17 protein-coding genes are annotated in these 17788 nt (G+C 64.9%); 8 read left to right on the top strand and 9 right to left on the bottom strand.

All coding sequences use genetic code 11. The features are described 5' to 3' along the window. Window positions 1–19: 19 nt before the first annotated feature. From echA20 to P9A17_RS12300, 5 genes are all read left to right on the top strand, one after another. Window positions 20–775, top strand: a complete 756-nt coding sequence (gene echA20 / locus P9A17_RS12320) for a (7aS)-7a-methyl-1,5-dioxo-2,3,5,6,7,7a-hexahydro-1H-indene-carboxyl-CoA hydrolase (RefSeq protein WP_278038928.1) — start codon at window positions 20–22, stop codon at window positions 773–775. Beyond that, window positions 772–1650, top strand: a complete 879-nt coding sequence (gene ipdA / locus P9A17_RS12315) for a cholesterol ring-cleaving hydrolase subunit IpdA (RefSeq protein WP_278038927.1) — start codon at window positions 772–774, stop codon at window positions 1648–1650. The genes echA20 and ipdA overlap by 4 nt, the downstream gene beginning before the upstream one ends. Further along, a complete protein-coding gene (gene ipdB / locus P9A17_RS12310) occupies window positions 1647–2393 on the top strand; it encodes a cholesterol ring-cleaving hydrolase subunit IpdB (RefSeq protein ID WP_278038926.1) in 747 nt (248 codons plus the stop codon). Before ipdA ends, ipdB begins: the two co-directional genes overlap by 4 nt. Further along, window positions 2390–3460, top strand: coding sequence for a nitronate monooxygenase (locus P9A17_RS12305; protein ID WP_278038925.1), 1071 nt, complete (start codon window positions 2390–2392; stop codon window positions 3458–3460). Before ipdB ends, P9A17_RS12305 begins: the two co-directional genes overlap by 4 nt. 83 nt (window positions 3461–3543) lie before the next feature. Beyond that, entirely contained in the window at window positions 3544–4659 is a 1116-nt protein-coding gene (locus P9A17_RS12300; protein WP_278038924.1) for an NDMA-dependent alcohol dehydrogenase, read from the top strand. Window positions 4660–4672: 13 nt separating this feature from the next. On the opposite strand, the gene fadA6 is transcribed toward P9A17_RS12300, so the two are convergent. The 6 genes from fadA6 to P9A17_RS12270 form a co-directional block, all read right to left on the bottom strand. Beyond that, complete coding sequence (fadA6, locus tag P9A17_RS12295; RefSeq protein WP_278038923.1) at window positions 4673–5824, bottom strand: steroid 3-ketoacyl-CoA thiolase FadA6; 1152 nt, start codon at window positions 5822–5824, stop codon at window positions 4673–4675. After that, window positions 5824–6417, bottom strand: a complete 594-nt coding sequence (gene kstR2 / locus P9A17_RS12290) for a TetR family transcriptional regulator KstR2 (RefSeq protein ID WP_278038922.1) — start codon at window positions 6415–6417, stop codon at window positions 5824–5826. Before kstR2 ends, fadA6 begins: the two co-directional genes overlap by 1 nt. 62 nt (window positions 6418–6479) lie before the next feature. Further along, on the bottom strand, window positions 6480–7583 hold the full coding sequence (locus P9A17_RS12285) for an NAD(P)-dependent oxidoreductase (protein ID WP_278038921.1): 1104 nt from the start codon (window positions 7581–7583) through the stop codon (window positions 6480–6482). Further along, the gene (locus P9A17_RS12280) at window positions 7580–8665 is read right to left on the bottom strand and encodes a Gfo/Idh/MocA family oxidoreductase (RefSeq protein ID WP_278038920.1); all 1086 of its coding nucleotides are present in this window, start codon (window positions 8663–8665) and stop codon (window positions 7580–7582) included. The genes P9A17_RS12285 and P9A17_RS12280 overlap by 4 nt, the downstream gene beginning before the upstream one ends. 80 nt (window positions 8666–8745) lie before the next feature. Continuing rightward, the gene (locus tag P9A17_RS12275; RefSeq protein WP_278038919.1) at window positions 8746–10284 is read right to left on the bottom strand and encodes an oligosaccharide flippase family protein; all 1539 of its coding nucleotides are present in this window, start codon (window positions 10282–10284) and stop codon (window positions 8746–8748) included. A gap of 94 nt (window positions 10285–10378) precedes the next feature. After that, on the bottom strand, window positions 10379–11302 hold the full coding sequence (locus P9A17_RS12270) for a glycosyltransferase (RefSeq protein WP_278038918.1): 924 nt from the start codon (window positions 11300–11302) through the stop codon (window positions 10379–10381). Window positions 11303–11437: 135 nt separating this feature from the next. On the opposite strand from P9A17_RS12270, the gene P9A17_RS12265 reads away from it, so the two are divergent. From P9A17_RS12265 to P9A17_RS12255, 3 genes are all read left to right on the top strand, one after another. Continuing rightward, a complete protein-coding gene (locus P9A17_RS12265) occupies window positions 11438–12724 on the top strand; it encodes an O-antigen ligase family protein (protein WP_278038917.1) in 1287 nt (428 codons plus the stop codon). Next, window positions 12721–13770, top strand: coding sequence for a glycoside hydrolase family 6 protein (locus tag P9A17_RS12260; protein WP_278038916.1), 1050 nt, complete (start codon window positions 12721–12723; stop codon window positions 13768–13770). Before P9A17_RS12265 ends, P9A17_RS12260 begins: the two co-directional genes overlap by 4 nt. 67 nt (window positions 13771–13837) lie before the next feature. Further along, a complete protein-coding gene (locus P9A17_RS12255) occupies window positions 13838–14707 on the top strand; it encodes a DUF6492 family protein (protein WP_278038915.1) in 870 nt (289 codons plus the stop codon). A 9-nt stretch (window positions 14708–14716) separates the two neighbouring features. Here the strand turns inward: P9A17_RS12255 and P9A17_RS12250 are convergent, their stop codons facing one another. From P9A17_RS12250 to P9A17_RS12240, 3 genes are read right to left on the bottom strand one after another with little or no spacing between them, the layout of a single operon-like run. Continuing rightward, entirely contained in the window at window positions 14717–15580 is an 864-nt protein-coding gene (locus P9A17_RS12250) for a glycosyltransferase (RefSeq protein WP_278038914.1), read from the bottom strand. A 10-nt stretch (window positions 15581–15590) separates the two neighbouring features. Next, window positions 15591–16388: a WecB/TagA/CpsF family glycosyltransferase gene (locus P9A17_RS12245; RefSeq protein ID WP_278038913.1), complete on the bottom strand. Its 798-nt coding sequence runs from the start codon at window positions 16386–16388 to the stop codon at window positions 15591–15593. Then, on the bottom strand, window positions 16389–17744 hold the full coding sequence (locus tag P9A17_RS12240; protein WP_278038912.1) for a polysaccharide biosynthesis tyrosine autokinase: 1356 nt from the start codon (window positions 17742–17744) through the stop codon (window positions 16389–16391). It abuts the gene before it with no gap. Window positions 17745–17788: the final 44 nt, after the last annotated feature.

The following is a 17788-nucleotide window of genomic DNA, read 5'->3' as shown; positions in this document are numbered from 1 at the left end:
TAGCGACCCAGGAGTTTGCATGCCAATCACCACAAAGACCGTGGAACCGGCCATCGTCTCGGTCACCGTCGACTACCCGCCCGTCAACGCGATCCCGTCGCGGGGCTGGTTCGAACTGGCCGACGCCATCACCGCCGCCGGGCGCGACTACAGCACCCACGTCGTGATCCTGCGAGCCGAGGGACGCGGGTTCAACGCGGGCGTCGACATCAAGGAGATGCAGAAGACCGAGGGCTTCACCGCTCTCATCGACGCCAACCGCGGCTGCTTCGAGGCCTTCCGCGCGGTGTACGAGTGCGCGGTGCCCGTCGTCGCCGCTGTGAATGGCTTCTGCGTCGGCGGCGGCATCGGACTCGTCGGCAACGCCGACGTGATCGTCGCCTCCGATGACGCGAAGTTCGGCCTCCCCGAGGTGGAACGCGGCGCACTCGGCGCGGCCACACACCTGTCCCGCCTGGTGCCGCAGCACATGATGCGCCGGCTGTTCTTCACGGCCGCCACCGTCAGCGCCGAAACGCTGCACCACTTCGGATCCGTCCATGAGGTGGTGCCGCGCGCCGATCTCGACGAGTCCGCGCTGCGCGTCGCGCGGGACATCGCCTCCAAGGACACCCGGGTGATCCGGGCGGCGAAGGAAGCGCTCAATTTCATCGACGTCCAGCCGGTCAACGCGCGATACCGCATGGAGCAGGGCTTCACGTTCGAACTGAATCTGGCGGGCGTCTCCGATGAGCACCGGGACGCGTTCGCGGGTACGGAAAAGGGATCGAAATGAGCGATAAGCGAACCACTTTGGATGACGCCGTCTCGTCCATCGAGAGCGGCATGACGATCGGCATCGGTGGCTGGGGTTCGCGGCGCAAGCCGATGGCCTTCGTGCGCGCGCTGCTGCGCACCGATGTCACCGACCTGACCGTCGTCACCTATGGCGGCCCCGACCTCGGTCTGCTGTGTTCGGCGGGCAAGGTCAAGCGCGTCTACTACGGCTTCGTGTCGCTGGATTCGCCGCCGTTCTACGACCCGTGGTTCGCCAAGGCCCGCACGACGGGTGCGATCGAGTCCCGCGAGATGGACGAGGGCATGCTGCGCTGCGGGCTGCAGGCCGCGGCGCAGCGCCTGCCGTTCCTGCCGATCCGCGCCGGCCTCGGCAGCGACGTCCGCGCCTTCTGGGGTGACGAACTCAAAACCGTGCAATCGCCTTACGACTCAGAGGAGCTGATCGCGATGCCCGCACTGAACCTCGACGCGGCATTCGTGCACATGAACGTCGGCGACGAGCGCGGCAACGCGGCCTACACCGGCATCGACCCGTACTTCGACGACCTGTTCCTGATGTCGGCCCAGAAGCGGTTCCTGTCGGTGGAGAAGGTGGTATCGACCGAGGAACTGGTGAAATCGGTGCCGCCACAGGCGCTGCTGATCAACCGGATGATGGTCGACACCGTCGTCGAGGCCCCGAACGGTGCTCATTTCACGACCGCAGAGCCGGACTACCGCCGCGACGAGAAGTTCCAGCGTCACTACGCCGAGGCTGCGGGCTCCGACGAGACGTGGGCCGAGTTCGTCAAGACGTATCTTTCCGGCAGTGAGGCCGACTACCAGGCCGCGGTCCGGAAATTCGCCGACGCACAGAAAGAGGCAGCGAAATGATCTCCACCACCCGCGCCGAGATCTGCGCCGTCGCGTGCGCCGAATTGTTCCGTGACGCAGGCGAAATCATGGTCAGCCCGATGACGACGATCGTGTCGATCGGCGCCCGGCTGGCTCGACTGACCTTCTCCCCCGACATCGTGCTCTCCGACGGGGAAGCGCGGCTCATCGCCGACACCCCCGCGATCGGCGCATCCGCGGCGATCGAAGGCTGGATGCCGTTCGGCCGCGTCTTCGAAACGCTGGCATGGGGCAAGCGTCATGTCGTGATGGGCGCCAACCAGATCGACCGGTACGGCAACCAGAACCTGTCGGCGTTCGGTCCACTGCAGCAACCGACGCGTCAGATGTTCGGCGTGCGCGGCGCACCCGGCAACTCGATCAACCACGCCACCAGTTATTTCGTGGGCAACCACACCAAGCGGGTGTTCAGCGAGTCCGTCGACATCGTCTCCGGAATCGGTTGGGACAAGATCGATCCCGACAATCCGGCGTACCGCTTCGTCAACGTCTATCGCGTCGTGAGCAACCTCGGCGTCTTCGACTTCAACGGCCCGGACCATCAGATGCGGGCCGTGTCGCTGCACCCCGGCGTCGAGGCCGAGCAGGTCGTCGAGAACACGTCGTTCGAGGTGCACGGCCTCGGCGAGGCCGAGACCACCCGGTTGCCCTCCGGCGAGGAGCAGCGACTGCTGCGTGAGGTCATTGATCCGAAGTCGTTGCGGGACAAAGAAGTCAAATGACATCCCTCAAGACCCCGCTGACCGAGCTGGTCGGCATCGAGCATCCTGTCGTCCAGACCGGTATGGGCTGGGTCGCCGGCGCGCGGTTGGTCGCCGCGACGTCCAACGCGGGCGGCCTCGGGATCCTGGCATCGGCGACGATGACGCTCGACGAGCTCACCACCGCGGTCGCGAAGGTGAAGGCAGCCACCGACAAGCCGTTCGGCATCAACATCCGCGCCGACGCCGGCGATGCGAACCAACGTGTCGACCTGCTGATCCGCGAAGGCGTCAAGGTGGCATCGTTCGCCCTGGCCCCCAAACCCGACCTGATCGCCAAGCTCAAAGACGCAGGCGTCGTGGTGATTCCGTCGGTCGGTCTGGCCAAGCATGCCAAGAAGGTCGCCGGCTGGGGCGCCGACGCTGTCATCGTGCAGGGCGGCGAGGGCGGCGGGCACACCGGCCCGATCGCCACGACGCTGCTGCTGCCATCGGTGCTCGATGCCGTCGCCGACACCGGCATGCCGGTGGTCGCCGCGGGCGGCTTCTTCGACGGCCGTGGACTGGCCGCCGCCTTGTCGTACGGTGCCGCGGGTGTCGCGATGGGCACGCGGTTCCTGCTGACGAAGGATTCGACCGTCCCCGACGCGGTCAAGCAGCGCTACCTCGAGGCGGCGCTGGACGGCACCGTCGTGTCGACGAAGGTCGACGGAATGCCGCACCGCGTGCTTCGGACGGGCCTGGTCGAGAAGCTCGAGAGTGGATCGCCGATCCGCGGGCTGTCCGCCGCCGTTCTGAATGCACAGAAATTCAAGAAGATGTCCGGCATGACGTGGAAGTCGATGGTCACCGACGGCCTCGCGATGCGGCACGGCAAGGACCTGACATGGTCACAGGTCGTGATGGCGGCGAACACCCCGATGCTTCTCAAAGCGGGCCTGGTCGAGGGGAACACCGACGCGGGCGTGCTGGCCTCCGGCCAGGTTGCGGGCATCATCGACAACCTGCCGTCCTGCGCCGAGCTGGTGCCCGCCATCGTGGCCGAGGCAATCGAGCACCTGCAGAGGGCCACCTCGTTCATCCAGTGAGCGTTCCTGCGGTGAGCGCATTCTTGACGCGCGTCTAGCGATTCGGCCGTGCGGCGGCCGGGGCCTTCCTAGACTCGCCAGACATGAAGACCAACGCCGCCATTCTCTGGGAGTACGGGTCCGACTGGACTGTCGAAGAAATCGACCTCGACCCGCCGGGCGCGGGTGAGGTGCTCGTGTCGTGGGAGGCGACCGGGCTGTGCCACTCCGATGAGCACATCCGAACCGGAGACCTGCCCGCTCCACTTCCGCTGATCGGTGGCCACGAAGGCGCCGGGATCGTCCGCGAGGTGGGGCCCGGCGTCATCGGACTCGCACCCGGCGACCACGTCGTCGCGTCATTCCTTCCCGCGTGTGGGCGATGCCGATTCTGCTCGACGGGTCACCAGAACCTGTGCGACCTCGGCGCAATGATCATGGCGGGCACGCAACTCGACGGCACCTACCGACGTCACCATGCCAACGGCCAGGACATCGGCGTCATGGCGCTGGTCGGCACCTTCTCGCAGTACGGCACCGTGCCCGAGGCGTCCATCGTCAAGATCGACGACGACATCCCGCTGTCACGTGCGTGTCTGCTCGGCTGCGGCGTCACCACCGGGTGGGGCTCCGCGGTGAACACCGCCGACGTTCAGCCCGGCGACACCGTCGTGGTCATCGGATTCGGCGGCATCGGCAGCGGCGCCGTTCAGGGCGCGCGGCTGGCCGGCGCGGAGAAGATCGTCGTCGTCGAACCCGTAGACGCGAAACGCGAGAAGGCAATTCAGCTGGGCGCCACGCACTTCGTGACGTCGCTGCCCGAAGCCACGGCGCTGGTCGCCGAATTGACGCGCGGAGTGATGGCCGACTCGGCGATCCTGACCGTCGGGCTGCTCGAAGGCTCCATGCTCGAGGACGCCGCAAACATCGTCCGCAAGGGCGGCGCGGTCGTGATGACAGCGCTCTCGACGATGGCCGACAACTCACCGACGCTCGGGCTGATGATGTTCACGCTGTTCCAGAAACGGCTACTGGGCAGCCTGTACGGCGAGGCCAACCCGCGCGCCGATATTCCGCGCCTGCTGTCGCTCTACCGTGAGGGCAAGCTCCTGCTCGACGAGACCGTCACCCACGAGTACAAGCTGGCCGAGGTCAACGAGGGCTATCAGGACATGCGCGACGGCCGCAACATCCGCGGCGTCATCTTGCACGACCACTGAGTCGTGTTCGGGCTCAGAGCCTTTCGATGATCGTGACGTTGGCGGTGCCGCCGCCCTCGCACATCGTCTGCAGACCGTAGCGGCCGCCGGTGCGCTCCAGCGTATTCAGCATCGTCGCGAAAAGCTTTGCGCCGGTGGCGCCGAGCGGATGGCCGAGGGCGATGGCGCCACCGCTGGGGTTGACCTTCTCCGGGTCGGCCTTGGTCTCCTTGAGCCAGGCCTGCACGACGGGCGCGAACGCCTCGTTGATCTCGACGGTGTCGATGTCGTCGATCGTCAAGCCCGTCTTCTCCAGCGCGTAGCGGGTAGCGGGGATCGGGCCGGTGAGCATGAACACCGGGTCGGCGCCGCGGGCGCTGATGTGGTGGATGCGGGCGCGCGGCTTGAGACCGTGCGTCTTCACCGCTTCCTCCGAGGCAAGGAGAACGGCGCTGGCGCCGTCGGAGATCTGGCTGGCCATCGCCGCGGTGAGCCTGCCACCCTCGACGAGGGTCTTGAGACCCGCCATCTTCTCCAGGGAGGTGTCGCGCGGCCCCTCGTCGGTGACGAACCCGTCGACCGGGATGATCTCGTTCTCGAAATGCCCCGCGCGGATGGCGGCCTGTGCGCGTTGATGACTGGTCAGCGCGAACTGCTCCATCTCCTCACGCGACAGGTTCCACTTCTCGGCGATGAGTTCCGAGCCGCGGAACTGGGAGATCTCCTGATCGCCGTAGCGGTGCAGCCAGCTCTTGGATTCGTTTGTCGGAGAGGTGAATCCGAATTGTTCGGCGACGGTCATGGCCGAGCTGATCGGGATCTGGCTCATGTTCTGCATGCCGCCAGCGACGATCAGGTCCGCGGTACCCGACATGATCGCCTGCGCGCCAAAGGAAATGGCCTGCTGGCTGGATCCGCACTGGCGGTCGACGGTGACACCGGGGACCTCTTCGGGGAATCCCGCGGCCAGCCACGACAGCCGCGCGATGTTACCCGCCTGGGGCCCGATCGCGTCGACGCAGCCGGCGATCACGTCGTCGACGGCGCCCGGGTCGACGTCGTTGCGCTCGAACAGCCCGCGCCAGCCCGCGGCACCGAGGTCGACGGGGTGAACACCAGCGAGCGATCCGTTGCGCTTGCCGACGGCCGTGCGCACAGCGTCGATGACGTACGCCTGTGAAGCCATTACTTCGATCCTTCCGTGATGCCACCGAGGACGATGGCGAGGTATTGGTTGCCGACCTGCTCGGCCGTCAGCGGTCCGCCCGGTTGATACCAGCGGACCGAAACCCAGGTGGTGTCGCGGATGAAGCGGTAGACGAGGTCGACATCGAGGTCGGGCCGGAAGCTTCCTTCGGCGACGCCCTGTTTGAGGACCTCGACCCACATCCTGCGCTGTTCGCGGTTGCGGTCGTCGAGAAATTCGAACTGCGGCAACGGGTTGAGTCGCTTGGCCTCGTCCTGGTAGATGACGACCTGCGCATGTCGGTGCTCGATGGCTTCGAACGAGACCATGAACAGGCCTTTGACGCGCTCCAGGGGGTCCGTCGTGCCGGCGACGATCTCGTCGTAGCGTGTGAACAGCCAGTCCAGGAAGTCCTTCAGGACCTCTTCGACCATCTGCTCCTTGGACTTGAAGTGGTGATACAGGCTCCCCGACAGGATTCCGGCCGAGTCCGCGATGTCGCGCACAGTGGTGGCCCGCAGGCCGCGCTCGGCGAACATCGTCGCGGCGAGCTGCAGAAGCTCGTCGCGGCGACTGGGAAGCGCCTTGTCCACTAGATCAGGATAGCAACCAAGCGCTTGCTAGGTAAGCCGGGTTATCAGCTCGGGCGAGCCGCTCAGCTGCGAGCGTCCGGATTCTGGAACCCGGCGTACCGCAGCCAGTGACCACTGGCCGCCATCAGATCGGCGAACGGCGCAAGCTGCAGACCCGGATAGTGCTCGGCGAACTTGGTCGACGGCAGCTTCTGCGCTGTGCCCTGCAGCCACCAAAGCTGCTTCGTCACAGCCGGTTCGGGTGCGATGGGCTGAACTTCGGATATCGACGGCCGGAACCGATCTCTGAGTTCCTGCTTGATTCGGCCCTTGGTGTCACCGCTCATCCGTCGTTTGACGGCGCGAGCGGGTGCGACGTTGAACAGTTTCTTCCGCACCGGTTCCAGCCGGCTCTCCTGGAAGGCCGAATCGGGGAGCAGTCGGATCGTCGCCGGATCGACGCCGACTTCCCGTGCGATCGCGTGATAAAAGTCGGCCCAGCGGGTCGTCTCGTTGTCGGAGATGTTGAAGATGCCCGAGCGCGTCTCGGGAGCCTTCGCCAGATGGACGAGGTAGGAGATGAGATTGTCCACGTGGATCAGATTGCAGATCCCCTGGCCTTCCCCGAACAGATATGCCGTGCCGCTGACCAGCGCTTTGGCCGGGTCGACCAGCCACACCGACCCAGGTCCCCAGATCAGCCCCGGCCGCAGCATGATGACCTTCACAGGCCCATCCGTTTGGGAGCGCAGCCACGCCTCGGCGGCCCTTTTCCCGTGGGCGTACTCCATCCAATGGGGGCTGTCCGCGACGGAATCGTCGCTCAAATTCGGCGCGTCCGCCCGTCCGAAAACCTCGGCGGAACTCATGTGGACGAAGAGCGGAACCTCCGCCTGCACACACGCGGAGTAGATGGACTCGACATCACCGACGATGCGCTCATCGTTGCCCAGAGTCAGGTTCACCACCATCCCGCAGCCCTTGAGCAGCGGAACCAGAGACGCTGGATCGCCGGCGTCACCGAGAACGGTGCACGTGCCGAACCTCGCCAACCGCCCCTGACTGCGCCGGGATCGGACGATGGGGACAATGCGGACGCCGCCGACATCCCCGAGAAGTTCGGCGCGTTCGACCAGACGCGCACCGACCCAACCGCCGGCTCCGATGATTGCGATGGGCTTGCTCACGGGTGGCCGGCCTTCCAATGTTTGGCGCGGGCGGCTACCTGCTCGTCGTCGGGTAGCCAGGGACAATCCAGCGGCTCGGCGTTCTCGTAGGCGTGTTCGATGGCGGCTTGCACGCTCGCGGCCTGGACACCCGTCACGGGAAAGGGTTCGCCATAGCGAATGCACCTGAGCATGGCCACCAACTCGGCGTCGAAGCACGGGCGTAGGTTGCCGGGCCGCACCCGCTTGCCACCCTCCGGGGTGAGATCGGTGGGCCAGGACGTCTCGGCCGGTACGAGCGTCCACCCTTGGGACGTCTTGCGTCGGTAGGTGCGAAGGTCGTCCCCGTCGAGCATCACCTCGCCCAGTGCGCCGCGTATCCACAACCCGTTGTTCAGCGGGTACTCCCAACTGACCTGCATGATGCCGCGAGCCCGCGGAAACGTCAGCTGCAACACCGAATTCGTCTCGACCCCGCCCTCGAAGCTGTCATCGAACGAGCGGCTGACCACCGGATCGCCGAAGATCCAGCTCAGGTGGTCGAGCATGTGCACTCCGATGTCCAGCAGCGCACCGCCTCCCGCACGCTCACGCCGGAACGCCGCGTCGGTGGCGGCGGGCCAGCCGTAGGTGTGGCCTTCGCGGTAGGTGAACTCGAGGTCGTTGCCGAGCTCGCCGTCCGCGACAAGCCGTGCGACGTCGGCAAAATTCGAATAGAACCTCCGGGGATACGCCACGCCCAGCACCCGGCCGGCCTTCGCCGCCGCGGCGTTCATCCGGTCAGCGTCGGCGACCGTCGTCGTCATGGGTTTCTCGCACAGCACATGGCTTCCGTGTTCGAAGGCCGCACAAGCATTGTCGGCGTGGAACCCGGGCGGTGAGGCGATGATGGCGAGATCGTACGAATCTGCCTGGAAGGCCGCCTCACAATCGGGATAGGCGCGGGCCCGCTTGAACCGGTCCGCGATCAGCCGGCCCCGCGATTCGTTGGGATCCACCACGCCGAGAACCTGAATGGCCTTGGCTTTCTCCAGCCGGCGCAGGGGTGGGCGGTAGTGCTCCTCAACCACCGCTCCTGCGCCGATCACGAGGACACTGATCATCGACAGCCTCTCTGCGCGGAGCCCCCCGGCCTACCGGTCATGTGATGTCAAGCCTAGTACGTAAGTTCGGACGAGAATGGTCAATCTTGCTCTGCCCGCCCCGTTGTGGACGGCGCCAGCAGTCGCATGATCCGGGATGCCAGTGGTTTGAACCGGCCAGGTGTGTGGGAGATGAGCCGGCCTGACAGCTCGGGGTCAACCAGTGGGATCACACCGAGCAGGCGCACAGCGATCAGATACGTCAGAATCGCGGCAGGGATAGCAAGCACCAATGATCCTGCGCCGCCTAGGTTTAGGACGATTGCGTAGGCGACCGCACCTTGTGCCACAGCGGCGAGCGCGATGGCCCCCAGCGCGCGATAGGGCATGGCGAATCCTAGTTGAATTGTCGCGCAGATAATTTCGATGAGGATGACCACCACCTGGATGATTGCGCGCGACCAGGCTGCTCCGATGAGCCCGTAGTGGGGAATCAACAGAAATCCCAGCCCGATGACGCCGACCAGGCCGACGGCATTGGATATCCAGAGAATGCTGTTCTTCCCCTTGCTCAAGATCAGCGAGAGGTTGGCGCCGCCGAGACTGTTGATCGCAATGGCTATCAGAAGGATCGAGGACACAGCGGCGGCATCGGCGAAATCGGTACCGAAGATCAGCGGAACCAGCACCGGCGTGACGGCGGCCAGGCCCAGGCAGAACGGCAGCATCACCACCGCGATGAAGGCCGTCATCGTTCGATACAGGCTCTTCATGTTGTCGTGCGCGCCCTGACCACTCTGCTCGCTGAAGCGAGGCAGCAGAGCCGACAGCAGCAGCGGTGGCAATTGCGCGGCCATCTCAGCCACCGTCAACGCGACGGCGAACAAACCGACGGTGCCGATGTCGGTGTAGTGCTCGAGGAAGATGATCTGCGTACGGCCGAACAGAAGGTTGCCGATCACACCGATCGTCCAGCTCATCAGGGCGAAACCGATGACCTCCCGCCTCAGTGACCGGTCGACTCTGGGTTTGAGGCGCAGTAGCGGGAACAGCCGGCTCGCCGGCAGAACTGTTGCGGCGATATAGCCGGCCAACGCGCCGGGAATCCCGAACAACCAGGCTCCGAGCACGGTGGTGGCGACGCGCATCAGCGCCGAGACCGTCGAGACGCGAGCCAGTGTGTCGAATCGCTGCTCGCCGCGGAGATTGAACAGATACAAGTCGCCCATCCGCCAGCAGAAAAACCAGACGAGAGCGACCGCGATCACGACGATCTGAGAGTGCGGCGAACCCGCCGACAGCGCGCCCGTTCCGGGTCCGTAGAGGTAGGCGAACAACACGACGCCGACCACGACGGCCGCCCCCATCGCCAGCCGCATGATGGCGCCGACGAGACCGTCCACCTGATCGCTCTTGCCCGCAGCACGCAGGTTCGGAAGGAATCGCTGCTGCACGACGTCGCTGCCCAGGTTCGCGACCGCTGCAGCGATCGTCACGCACCAGACGACGTAGGCGACGACACCGAAATCGTCGGGTCCCAGCAGTCGCGCTGCGATCGCGCTCCCGACGAATCCGGAAAACGTGACGGCGGCGCCGGAAACGAAGCCGAGAAGAGTATTGCGGGCAAAATTCGGCGCCATCAACCTTCTTCCCCCAACGACAGGCCCGGCCGGCTTTCACAACATATCGCCGGAACGCTCACGGCACTCCGATGATGGGCAGATTCGTGACGGGTCAACGGCTGTTCTGCGACTTGCTGATTCGCGTATAGCCCTCGACCTGGTAGTTGAAGAGCGCCGCGAATTGTCCACACGCGTAAAAAAGGCTGAAGTACGGGCGCGCCTGGACGCCACGGCGAGTGGCCAATCCGACGGCGAGGAACAGGATTCCGTACACACCGCTGCGAACGCCTCGCGCCAACGCCGCCAACAACTCCGAGTCACGGTGCTTGCGCAGCACTCGGGTCTCGTTGGCGCCCTCCCGCATTGCGCGGCGGCGCACCCAGCCCAACGACTGTCTGTCGGTCGGCACCTCTTCGTACACCTGCGCTTCCGCGCAGAAGAGTATGGCAGCACCCGACTTTCGGATTCCGTGGAACAGATCGGTGTCCTCGCCGCCCGTCGTGGAGAACGCCGGGTCGAATCGGGGCGAACCGACACGAACCCATGTATCCCGGACCAGCAAGGTGTTGTTCGTCGGCGCGTAGCGCAGATGATCACCGGTCACCTGAGAGCGGCCCTGGAAGAATCCTCCGCGTTGCACCCATTCGGGCGCGGGCTCAAGGAAGACGCTGACCACCGGTCCCACTACCACGTCTGCCTGTGTCTGGACTGCGTATTCCGTCAGCGTGGTCAGCCACGTCGGTGACACCCACTCGTCGTCGTCGACGAAGACGATTCCGCGGTAGGAATCGCCGAAGTGATCGAGTGCGCGGTTGCGGGCGGCTGAGATACCGGGCTCTGGCTCAACAACATACGTGGGTCCGAGTCCATGGGCGGCGGCGATCGAACGCGCCGATCCTTCGGCATCGTTGTCGACGATCAGGACGTCGACATCCAGGCCCGCCGACGCGATGGCCACTTCCAGACTGTCCAGCAATCGCTGCAGTCCGGTCGGCCGCAGGTATGTAGCGATAGCGATCAGGTAACGTCCAGCCACTCCGCAATTGTCGCATCGGCGACCCCGGAGTAGGTGCGCGTTGAAGCTCGCGAAGCCCACCGATCGGTACCATCCACACGTACCCGTGTTCTGCCGTCCGGGCAGCTTGGCTCGGGCGTCGCGAGCGGAGGGTGGATGCTGCAGAAGAGCCGCCTGTTCATCTCGTGTGATGCCGCGGCTGTGTTGCTCATCGCCCTCCTGTGGTGCCGTGCCGTCGGCGCGCGCATCGCGATGTCGCTGACCGCGGACAAGGTGTTCGTGCCGGTCGGCGAGGAACCGATCTGGCCGGCCGCCGCGAGCGCGATCTCGAGCCTGTCTTTCCTCTTGGCTGTCGGTCTCAGCGTCGTCATCATCGTGTTCCGCATCAACGAACTCACCCGGCCGGGCCTGTGGCGCCTGCTCGTGCTGCTGGCGCCATGGCTGGTGATCCTGACGCGCACCTTGTACGAGGGCTCTCCGAGTCCCGAAAGTGTGCTGTATCTGGTGGTGATCCTGGCGCTGGCCGCGCTGCGGCCCAGCCCCCGCGTGCTCGCCGCGCTGGGTGCGCTCGTGGTGCTGACGGCGATCGCGGCGATCGCGTTCGGGTTCCTGCAGCCCGACGCGGGCCGTGTTCGTGAGGCCGACGGTACTGTGCGCGAGCGCGCCGACAAGGCGGTGTTCCCCTCACTGGGGCTGCTGCAGGGCATGTTCACCGCGGAAAACATTCTGGGCCTTTACCTTACGATCGGGATCGCAGCGGTGATCACACTCCCGCGATGGTGGATGCGAGTGTCCGGGCTGGCAGTCGTGGGGTTCGCCATCTGCTGGTCCTCCAGTCGCATCGCGATGACTGCGGCGGCGGGCATGTTGGTGATCGGCGCCGTGACGTGGGCCTTCAGGGAGTACGGACACGAGCGTGCCGCGTCAGCGGTGGCGCGCCTTGCCACCGTCGGGGCAATGGCGGTGATGTGTGTGTTGCCGTTGACGGGCTGGTTGCAGCCTGGCGGCTGGGAGGACGACGAACTGACCGGCCGTGGCGTGATCTGGAACGGCTCACTGACGGAATGGTCTTCGCGAGCCCCCTATTTCGGACTGGGCAGAGACTGGTTTGCGCAAGTCGCGGAGACTGACACGTCACCGTTGAGCCCCGGAGCCTTCTCCGGTCACAACCAGTTCGTCCAGTGGCTTGCCACCGGCGGCGTGCTCCTTGCGTTTGTTGCTGTCGCCTCGCTGCTCGTGCAGGCATACGTCACGACCATGCCAAGGAACCGCTACATGTCGATCGCGGCGATGCTGATGACGGGCATTCTCGTCTGCGGTTGGCTCGAGGTGCCGTTGGGTTTCATCGACAACGCGGCTTACTGGTCGGTCACGATCGTCCCGTTGACCGTCCTGTTCTTGGCCCGACCGACCGATGTGCACGACGAAGCACGCGCGCCATGAACAGCCGCCACACTGATCCGGCCTCGGCGGGGTGGCGGCGGGTACTGCGACGGGAACGACGCTCGGTTCTTGCAGCGGCAGCGGTGACGGTCACCGCTGTCTCCCTGGTGGCGATCGGCGCGGCCACGCATTCGGGAGAACCACCGGAGGTCGTCGGTTCGGGGACGGTCGCGGGGAGCACGCCGATCGATACCAAGCTGTACACCGATCCCGATCTGCTGGCGATCGAGGCGGCACGGGAGGACCCCCGGTTGGATCCGATCGCGCAGACACCGCAGGCGAAGTGGTTCAGCGACTGGTCCACGTCGGCGACGGTCATCGATGACGTCGGCGATTACCTCGCCGCGGCGGAGGCAGCGAACGCCGTCCCGACGATCGTGCTCTACCGGATTCCTGCACTGGACTGCGGTTCTGCGGTTCCGGCCGAGGAACGGGTGTACACGGGTGCGCGCGACGAGCAGGAGTACAAGGACTGGGTGGACGGCGCGGCGGCTGCATTGATGGGGCACGACGAGGCCATGGTCATCCTCGAACCCGATGCGCTTCCGCACCTGGGCGAGTGCGAACAGGGCGACCGTCAGGGCATGCTGCGTTACGCGGTCGACACGCTGTCGACGACGGGCGCGCGGGTTTACATCGACGCAGGCCACCAGAACTGGCTCAGCCCAGCAGAAGCCGCGAACCGGCTGAAAGGGGTCGATGTCGACAAGGTCACCGGTTTCAGCCTGAACGTGTCGAACTATCAGACGACGGGTGGCGAGGTTCGGTATGCCGAGCGCGTGCGGTCGGCACTGCGCGCCCTCGGGGTCACCGACGCGCATTATGTGATCGACATCAGCCGAAACGGTGCGGGCCCGCAAGACAACTACTGCAACGCCCCAGGCGCCCGGTTGGGCGCCTCACCGCGGCTGTTCGAGGGCGCCGGGCTCGACGGCCTGCTGTGGGTGAAAAATCCCGGAGAGACTGACGGAATGTGCCAGGGCGGTCCGAAAATCGGATTCTGGATAGACGGCGCGCTTCGCCTACTCGGGCTGGAGGGATCTTGAGCGGAATTGCCATCGCGGCGTAAAACAGTTGGGCCCCAAAAATTTCCGCAGCGCCTATACTTTGCCGATGACCACCCCGCCCGAAAATCTCCTTTCTTATGCGTTGGTCACGCCGAGCTTTCGCCTGGATGTGGAACGCTGCGCACTGCTTGTCGAGAGCGTCGAACGTTGGGCCGCACCTTATTTGCGGCATTATCTGGTCATCGACCGGCGCGATGTGCCGATGTTCAAGCGTTTCGAATCGGACCGCACGCAGATCCTGATCGTCGAGGACATCGTCCCCAGCTGGCTGGTACGCATTCCCAAAGTACGGAGATTCTGGTTCAGTTTTCGCACACGGCCGGTCAAGAACTGGATTCTGCAGCAGATCGTCAAACTGTCGATCCCCGACGTCGTCAACGAGGACGTCCTGCTCTACACCGACTCCGACGTCTTCTACGTCGCACCCTACGATCCCCGCTCCTACGAGCGCGACGGAAAGGTGCCCCTGTTCGTCGAAACGGGGCAGCGCGGCCTGATCGCCAACAACGACCACTGGCACGCGGTCTCTGCGGCCCTGCTCGGATTGGCGCCGGTAGCGGAGTACGACACCAACTACATCGGCAATGCGATCTGCTGGCGACGCGACAATGTGTTGGAGATGAATCGACTCCTGGAACGTGTGGCGAACAAATCGTGGGAACGCGCCATCGCGCCACTGAGTGGATTCTCCGAGTACATCCTTTACGGCATGTATGCCAACCAGGTACTCGGGGACGCTTCGGGACATTGGGATGACGGCACGATCCGCACCCTGAACCATTGGAATCCCGTGCCTCTGGACGTGGCCGGACTGCAAAAGCTCAAAGACCAGCTGTCACCCGAATACCATTCGGTGATGGTGTCGGCGAAATCGAGAACTCCGGTCGCCGATATCCGAAAAGTGTTCTTGCAGTAAGCAAGACGGTCAGTTAGGGCGGCCCACCTTGTAGGCCTCGCGCCAGAATCCCACCGGATTACGAAATGCCCGCGCAAGCTTTTCCCGCTGCATCCGGGCATGCTCTTTCTTCAATTCCGGCGCGAACGGGCCGGGCCCCGCAGTCAGATAACCCCACAGAAGCGCGAACACGCCGATCACGTAAGGGCGGCGAGCGATATAACGGAGGCAATGCACCAGGAAGTAGAAGAAGTCGTACCCGATCCAGCGACTTGTCCGACCATTGCGGTAACGCCCCTGGATCTCCCCCGCGCTGGCACCGATCGCCCGCGCCAACTCGAAATGGGCGCCGGTGTCCACCCGGGTCTCCAAACCTGCGTAGTAGCTCACCGCGATCTCGTCGATCGCGTCGAAACCGTGCGCCGCCTCCAGCGACTCGGTCGCCCGGTAGGCATCGATGGTGTACAGCTTCACCGGGCCAGGCACGTGGAACTTCTGCTCAGCCATGCCTCTGGTAGCGATGACGCCGCCTGCTACACCGACTCGGCCTTGCGCAAGCTCGATGATCCGTTCGAGGTAGTCGGGGGCCAGGCGCGCGTCCGCGTCCAGCTTCATCACATGCGAATAGGGTTTCAGCGGTAGCGTTTTGTCGACGCCGAAACGCCACGCCCTGAATTCTGAGCCGCCGAGCAGCCCACCTGTGTTGGTTTTCGACAGCACCGTCGCGAGGTTTTCGGTATCGACTTCCGCGATGCGTCCGGCGGTCCCGTCGGTGCTGCCGTCGTCGACGATCACCCAGTCGAAGTCTTTGAAGCGTTGCGCTCGGATCGTCTCGACGAGACCTGCCACATTGTCGATCTCGTTGAACATCGGCGTGACGATGAGCAGAGTCATGGGTCTTCTCCTACTGCCCCGAATGGGCGTGAGACTGCCGAACAACTTTCAGAAAAGGAACGACGTCAGCGACATACCGCTTCAGCAGTCGGGCTGGATCGGTCAGGATGCGGTGGAGCCACTCGATTCCGAGGCGCTGCATCCATTTTGGCGCGCGACGGGCCGCCTGGCCGGCCACGAAGTCGATGGAGGCGCCGACACCCATCAGCACGGCGGTCACACCGTCGGCATCGAGCAGGCTGACTGCGACTCGCTCCTGCAACGGAGAACCGACGCCGATGAGCACGAGATCTGCCCTGAACGCCGCCACCCGCTCTGCGAGCACACGGAGGTTGTCGGCCGAACCGAGCCATCCCACGGGTGCTTGTTCCGACTCGACGACCCAACCGTTTCCGCGGAACACCGCCGACGCCGCCTCGAGCGACGCGGGCGTGGAGCCACCGACAAGGAACAGTCGATGCCCCTCGCCGGGCATATGCGCCAGCGTGTGGGTGATGCCACTTCCGGTGGCACGGGCCGTCAGTTCAGTTCCGAGGCTGTTCGCTAACCGCACCACAGGCCAGCCGTCCGGGAGAATAAGGCGGGCTCGCTCGTAGATTGATGCGAACTCCGACGAAGCTTGCAGACGCGCAACATGATTCATGTTCGGCGTCACGACAAGGTGGGGTTCGTCAGGCGTCAGCGGCGCGGTGCGCGCGAAGATCGCATCGATGACCTGCGCCTCGTTCAAGGTCGAGACGTCGAAGCGCGCATAGCGCGTGACAATCGGTCGCGACATCGGCACCTCATTCCCCCGGTCCGTCTTCACCTACTCGGCGTCATCACGACGCGCGTCGTCGGCCGGCGCCGGCTGCTCAGGCTCGCGAACTCGCGACAGCACGACACCCAAGGTCTTCGCCCCGGCCTGCGTCAATGAACCGGTGACACGGCGCAACTCCGCGCGCCGCGTCTTCCCCGCCTGCGCGACGACGACCACGTTGGCGACGTTCTGAGTGAAGCGCGAGGCCTCGCTCGGGTTCGTGATCGGGGGTGCGTCGACGATGACCACATCGAAGCGATCTGCGAAACTTCGTATCAACTCGCTGAACTTCTCGCCAGCGAGCATCTCCCCGACGTCGACGGTGCTGCCGCCACACGGAACGATGGTGAAACCGCCCCAACTGCGGTAGAGCCCGGATTCGTCGAGTTCCGTACGGCCGGAAACCAAGTCGGTTATCCCCGGCACTTGCTCGATGCCGACCTGACCGGCCAGCCGACGGCCTCGGAAGTCGGCATCGATGAAAGCCACCCGGTTCCCGGCCTCCGCGAGCGCTCCCGCGATATTGGCAGCGACCGTCGTCTTACCCGCACCGGTCCGGGGCGAAGTGACGATCAGGCATTTCGGTGTCGCGTCGACCGCGTACACGACGTCCATGGCGATCCGGCGGAATATCGATCGCACTTCGCGTGACTGCTGCGCGAACAGCAGGAGTGTGCCGGCCTTGGCGCCGGCGATCTTCGGGATCCCGCCGAGATAGGAGGCACCCGATGCGGTGACGTCGCGCCGCCTTCTCACCCGGTTGTCGAACGTCTCCACGAGCACCGCGGCGAAGACCGCACAGATGAACGCCAAGCCGGCCGCGACGACAAGGTTCAGTTTGACGTTGGGAGACGATCGGGCCTCGGGTATGTCGGCGGGCTGCAGGATCGAGACCTTGATCGGCGACTGGGCGACCGTCGAGGCGCCCTCGAGACTTGCGACAGCCCAAGGCATCTCGTTGGCGATGCGGTTGGCGGTGGACGCAGCCTCTGCTGCCGTCGGCGCCGAGACCTCCATCTCGATCACCGTGGTTCCGGCCGGAATCGTGACTTCGGTCTGCTCGACAAGGTCTGCCACGGTGGTATCGAGACCGAGCGAATCGATGACGGGCTGAAGAACCTGATTGGTCGTCACCAGTTCCGCGTACGTCTTCAAACGACTGTTGAGGTACAGATCCGAGATCTGGCGGGTCGTCATCTCGGTGTCTGTCGACAGGTTGGACGTGAACACGATCCGGACGCTGGTGGTGTAGACCGAGGGAAGCATGAAACTCGCGGCCGCGAGCACTGCGCCCACCACGAGGAATACCGACACCAGGACGGGCCAGCGCTGCAGCAGCATTCGGCCGTAGCTACGAAGGTCCATATCCCACCAGACTTATCGGCACCATGAGACGCGAAGCCTGCTCG

The sequence above is a fragment of the Mycobacterium sp. 236(2023) genome, from assembly GCF_029623955.1.
Taxonomy (GTDB): Bacteria; Actinomycetota; Actinomycetes; order Mycobacteriales; family Mycobacteriaceae; genus Mycobacterium.
Note: the sequence above shows the minus strand (reverse complement) of the source record. Positions and strands in the feature narration are given on the sequence as shown.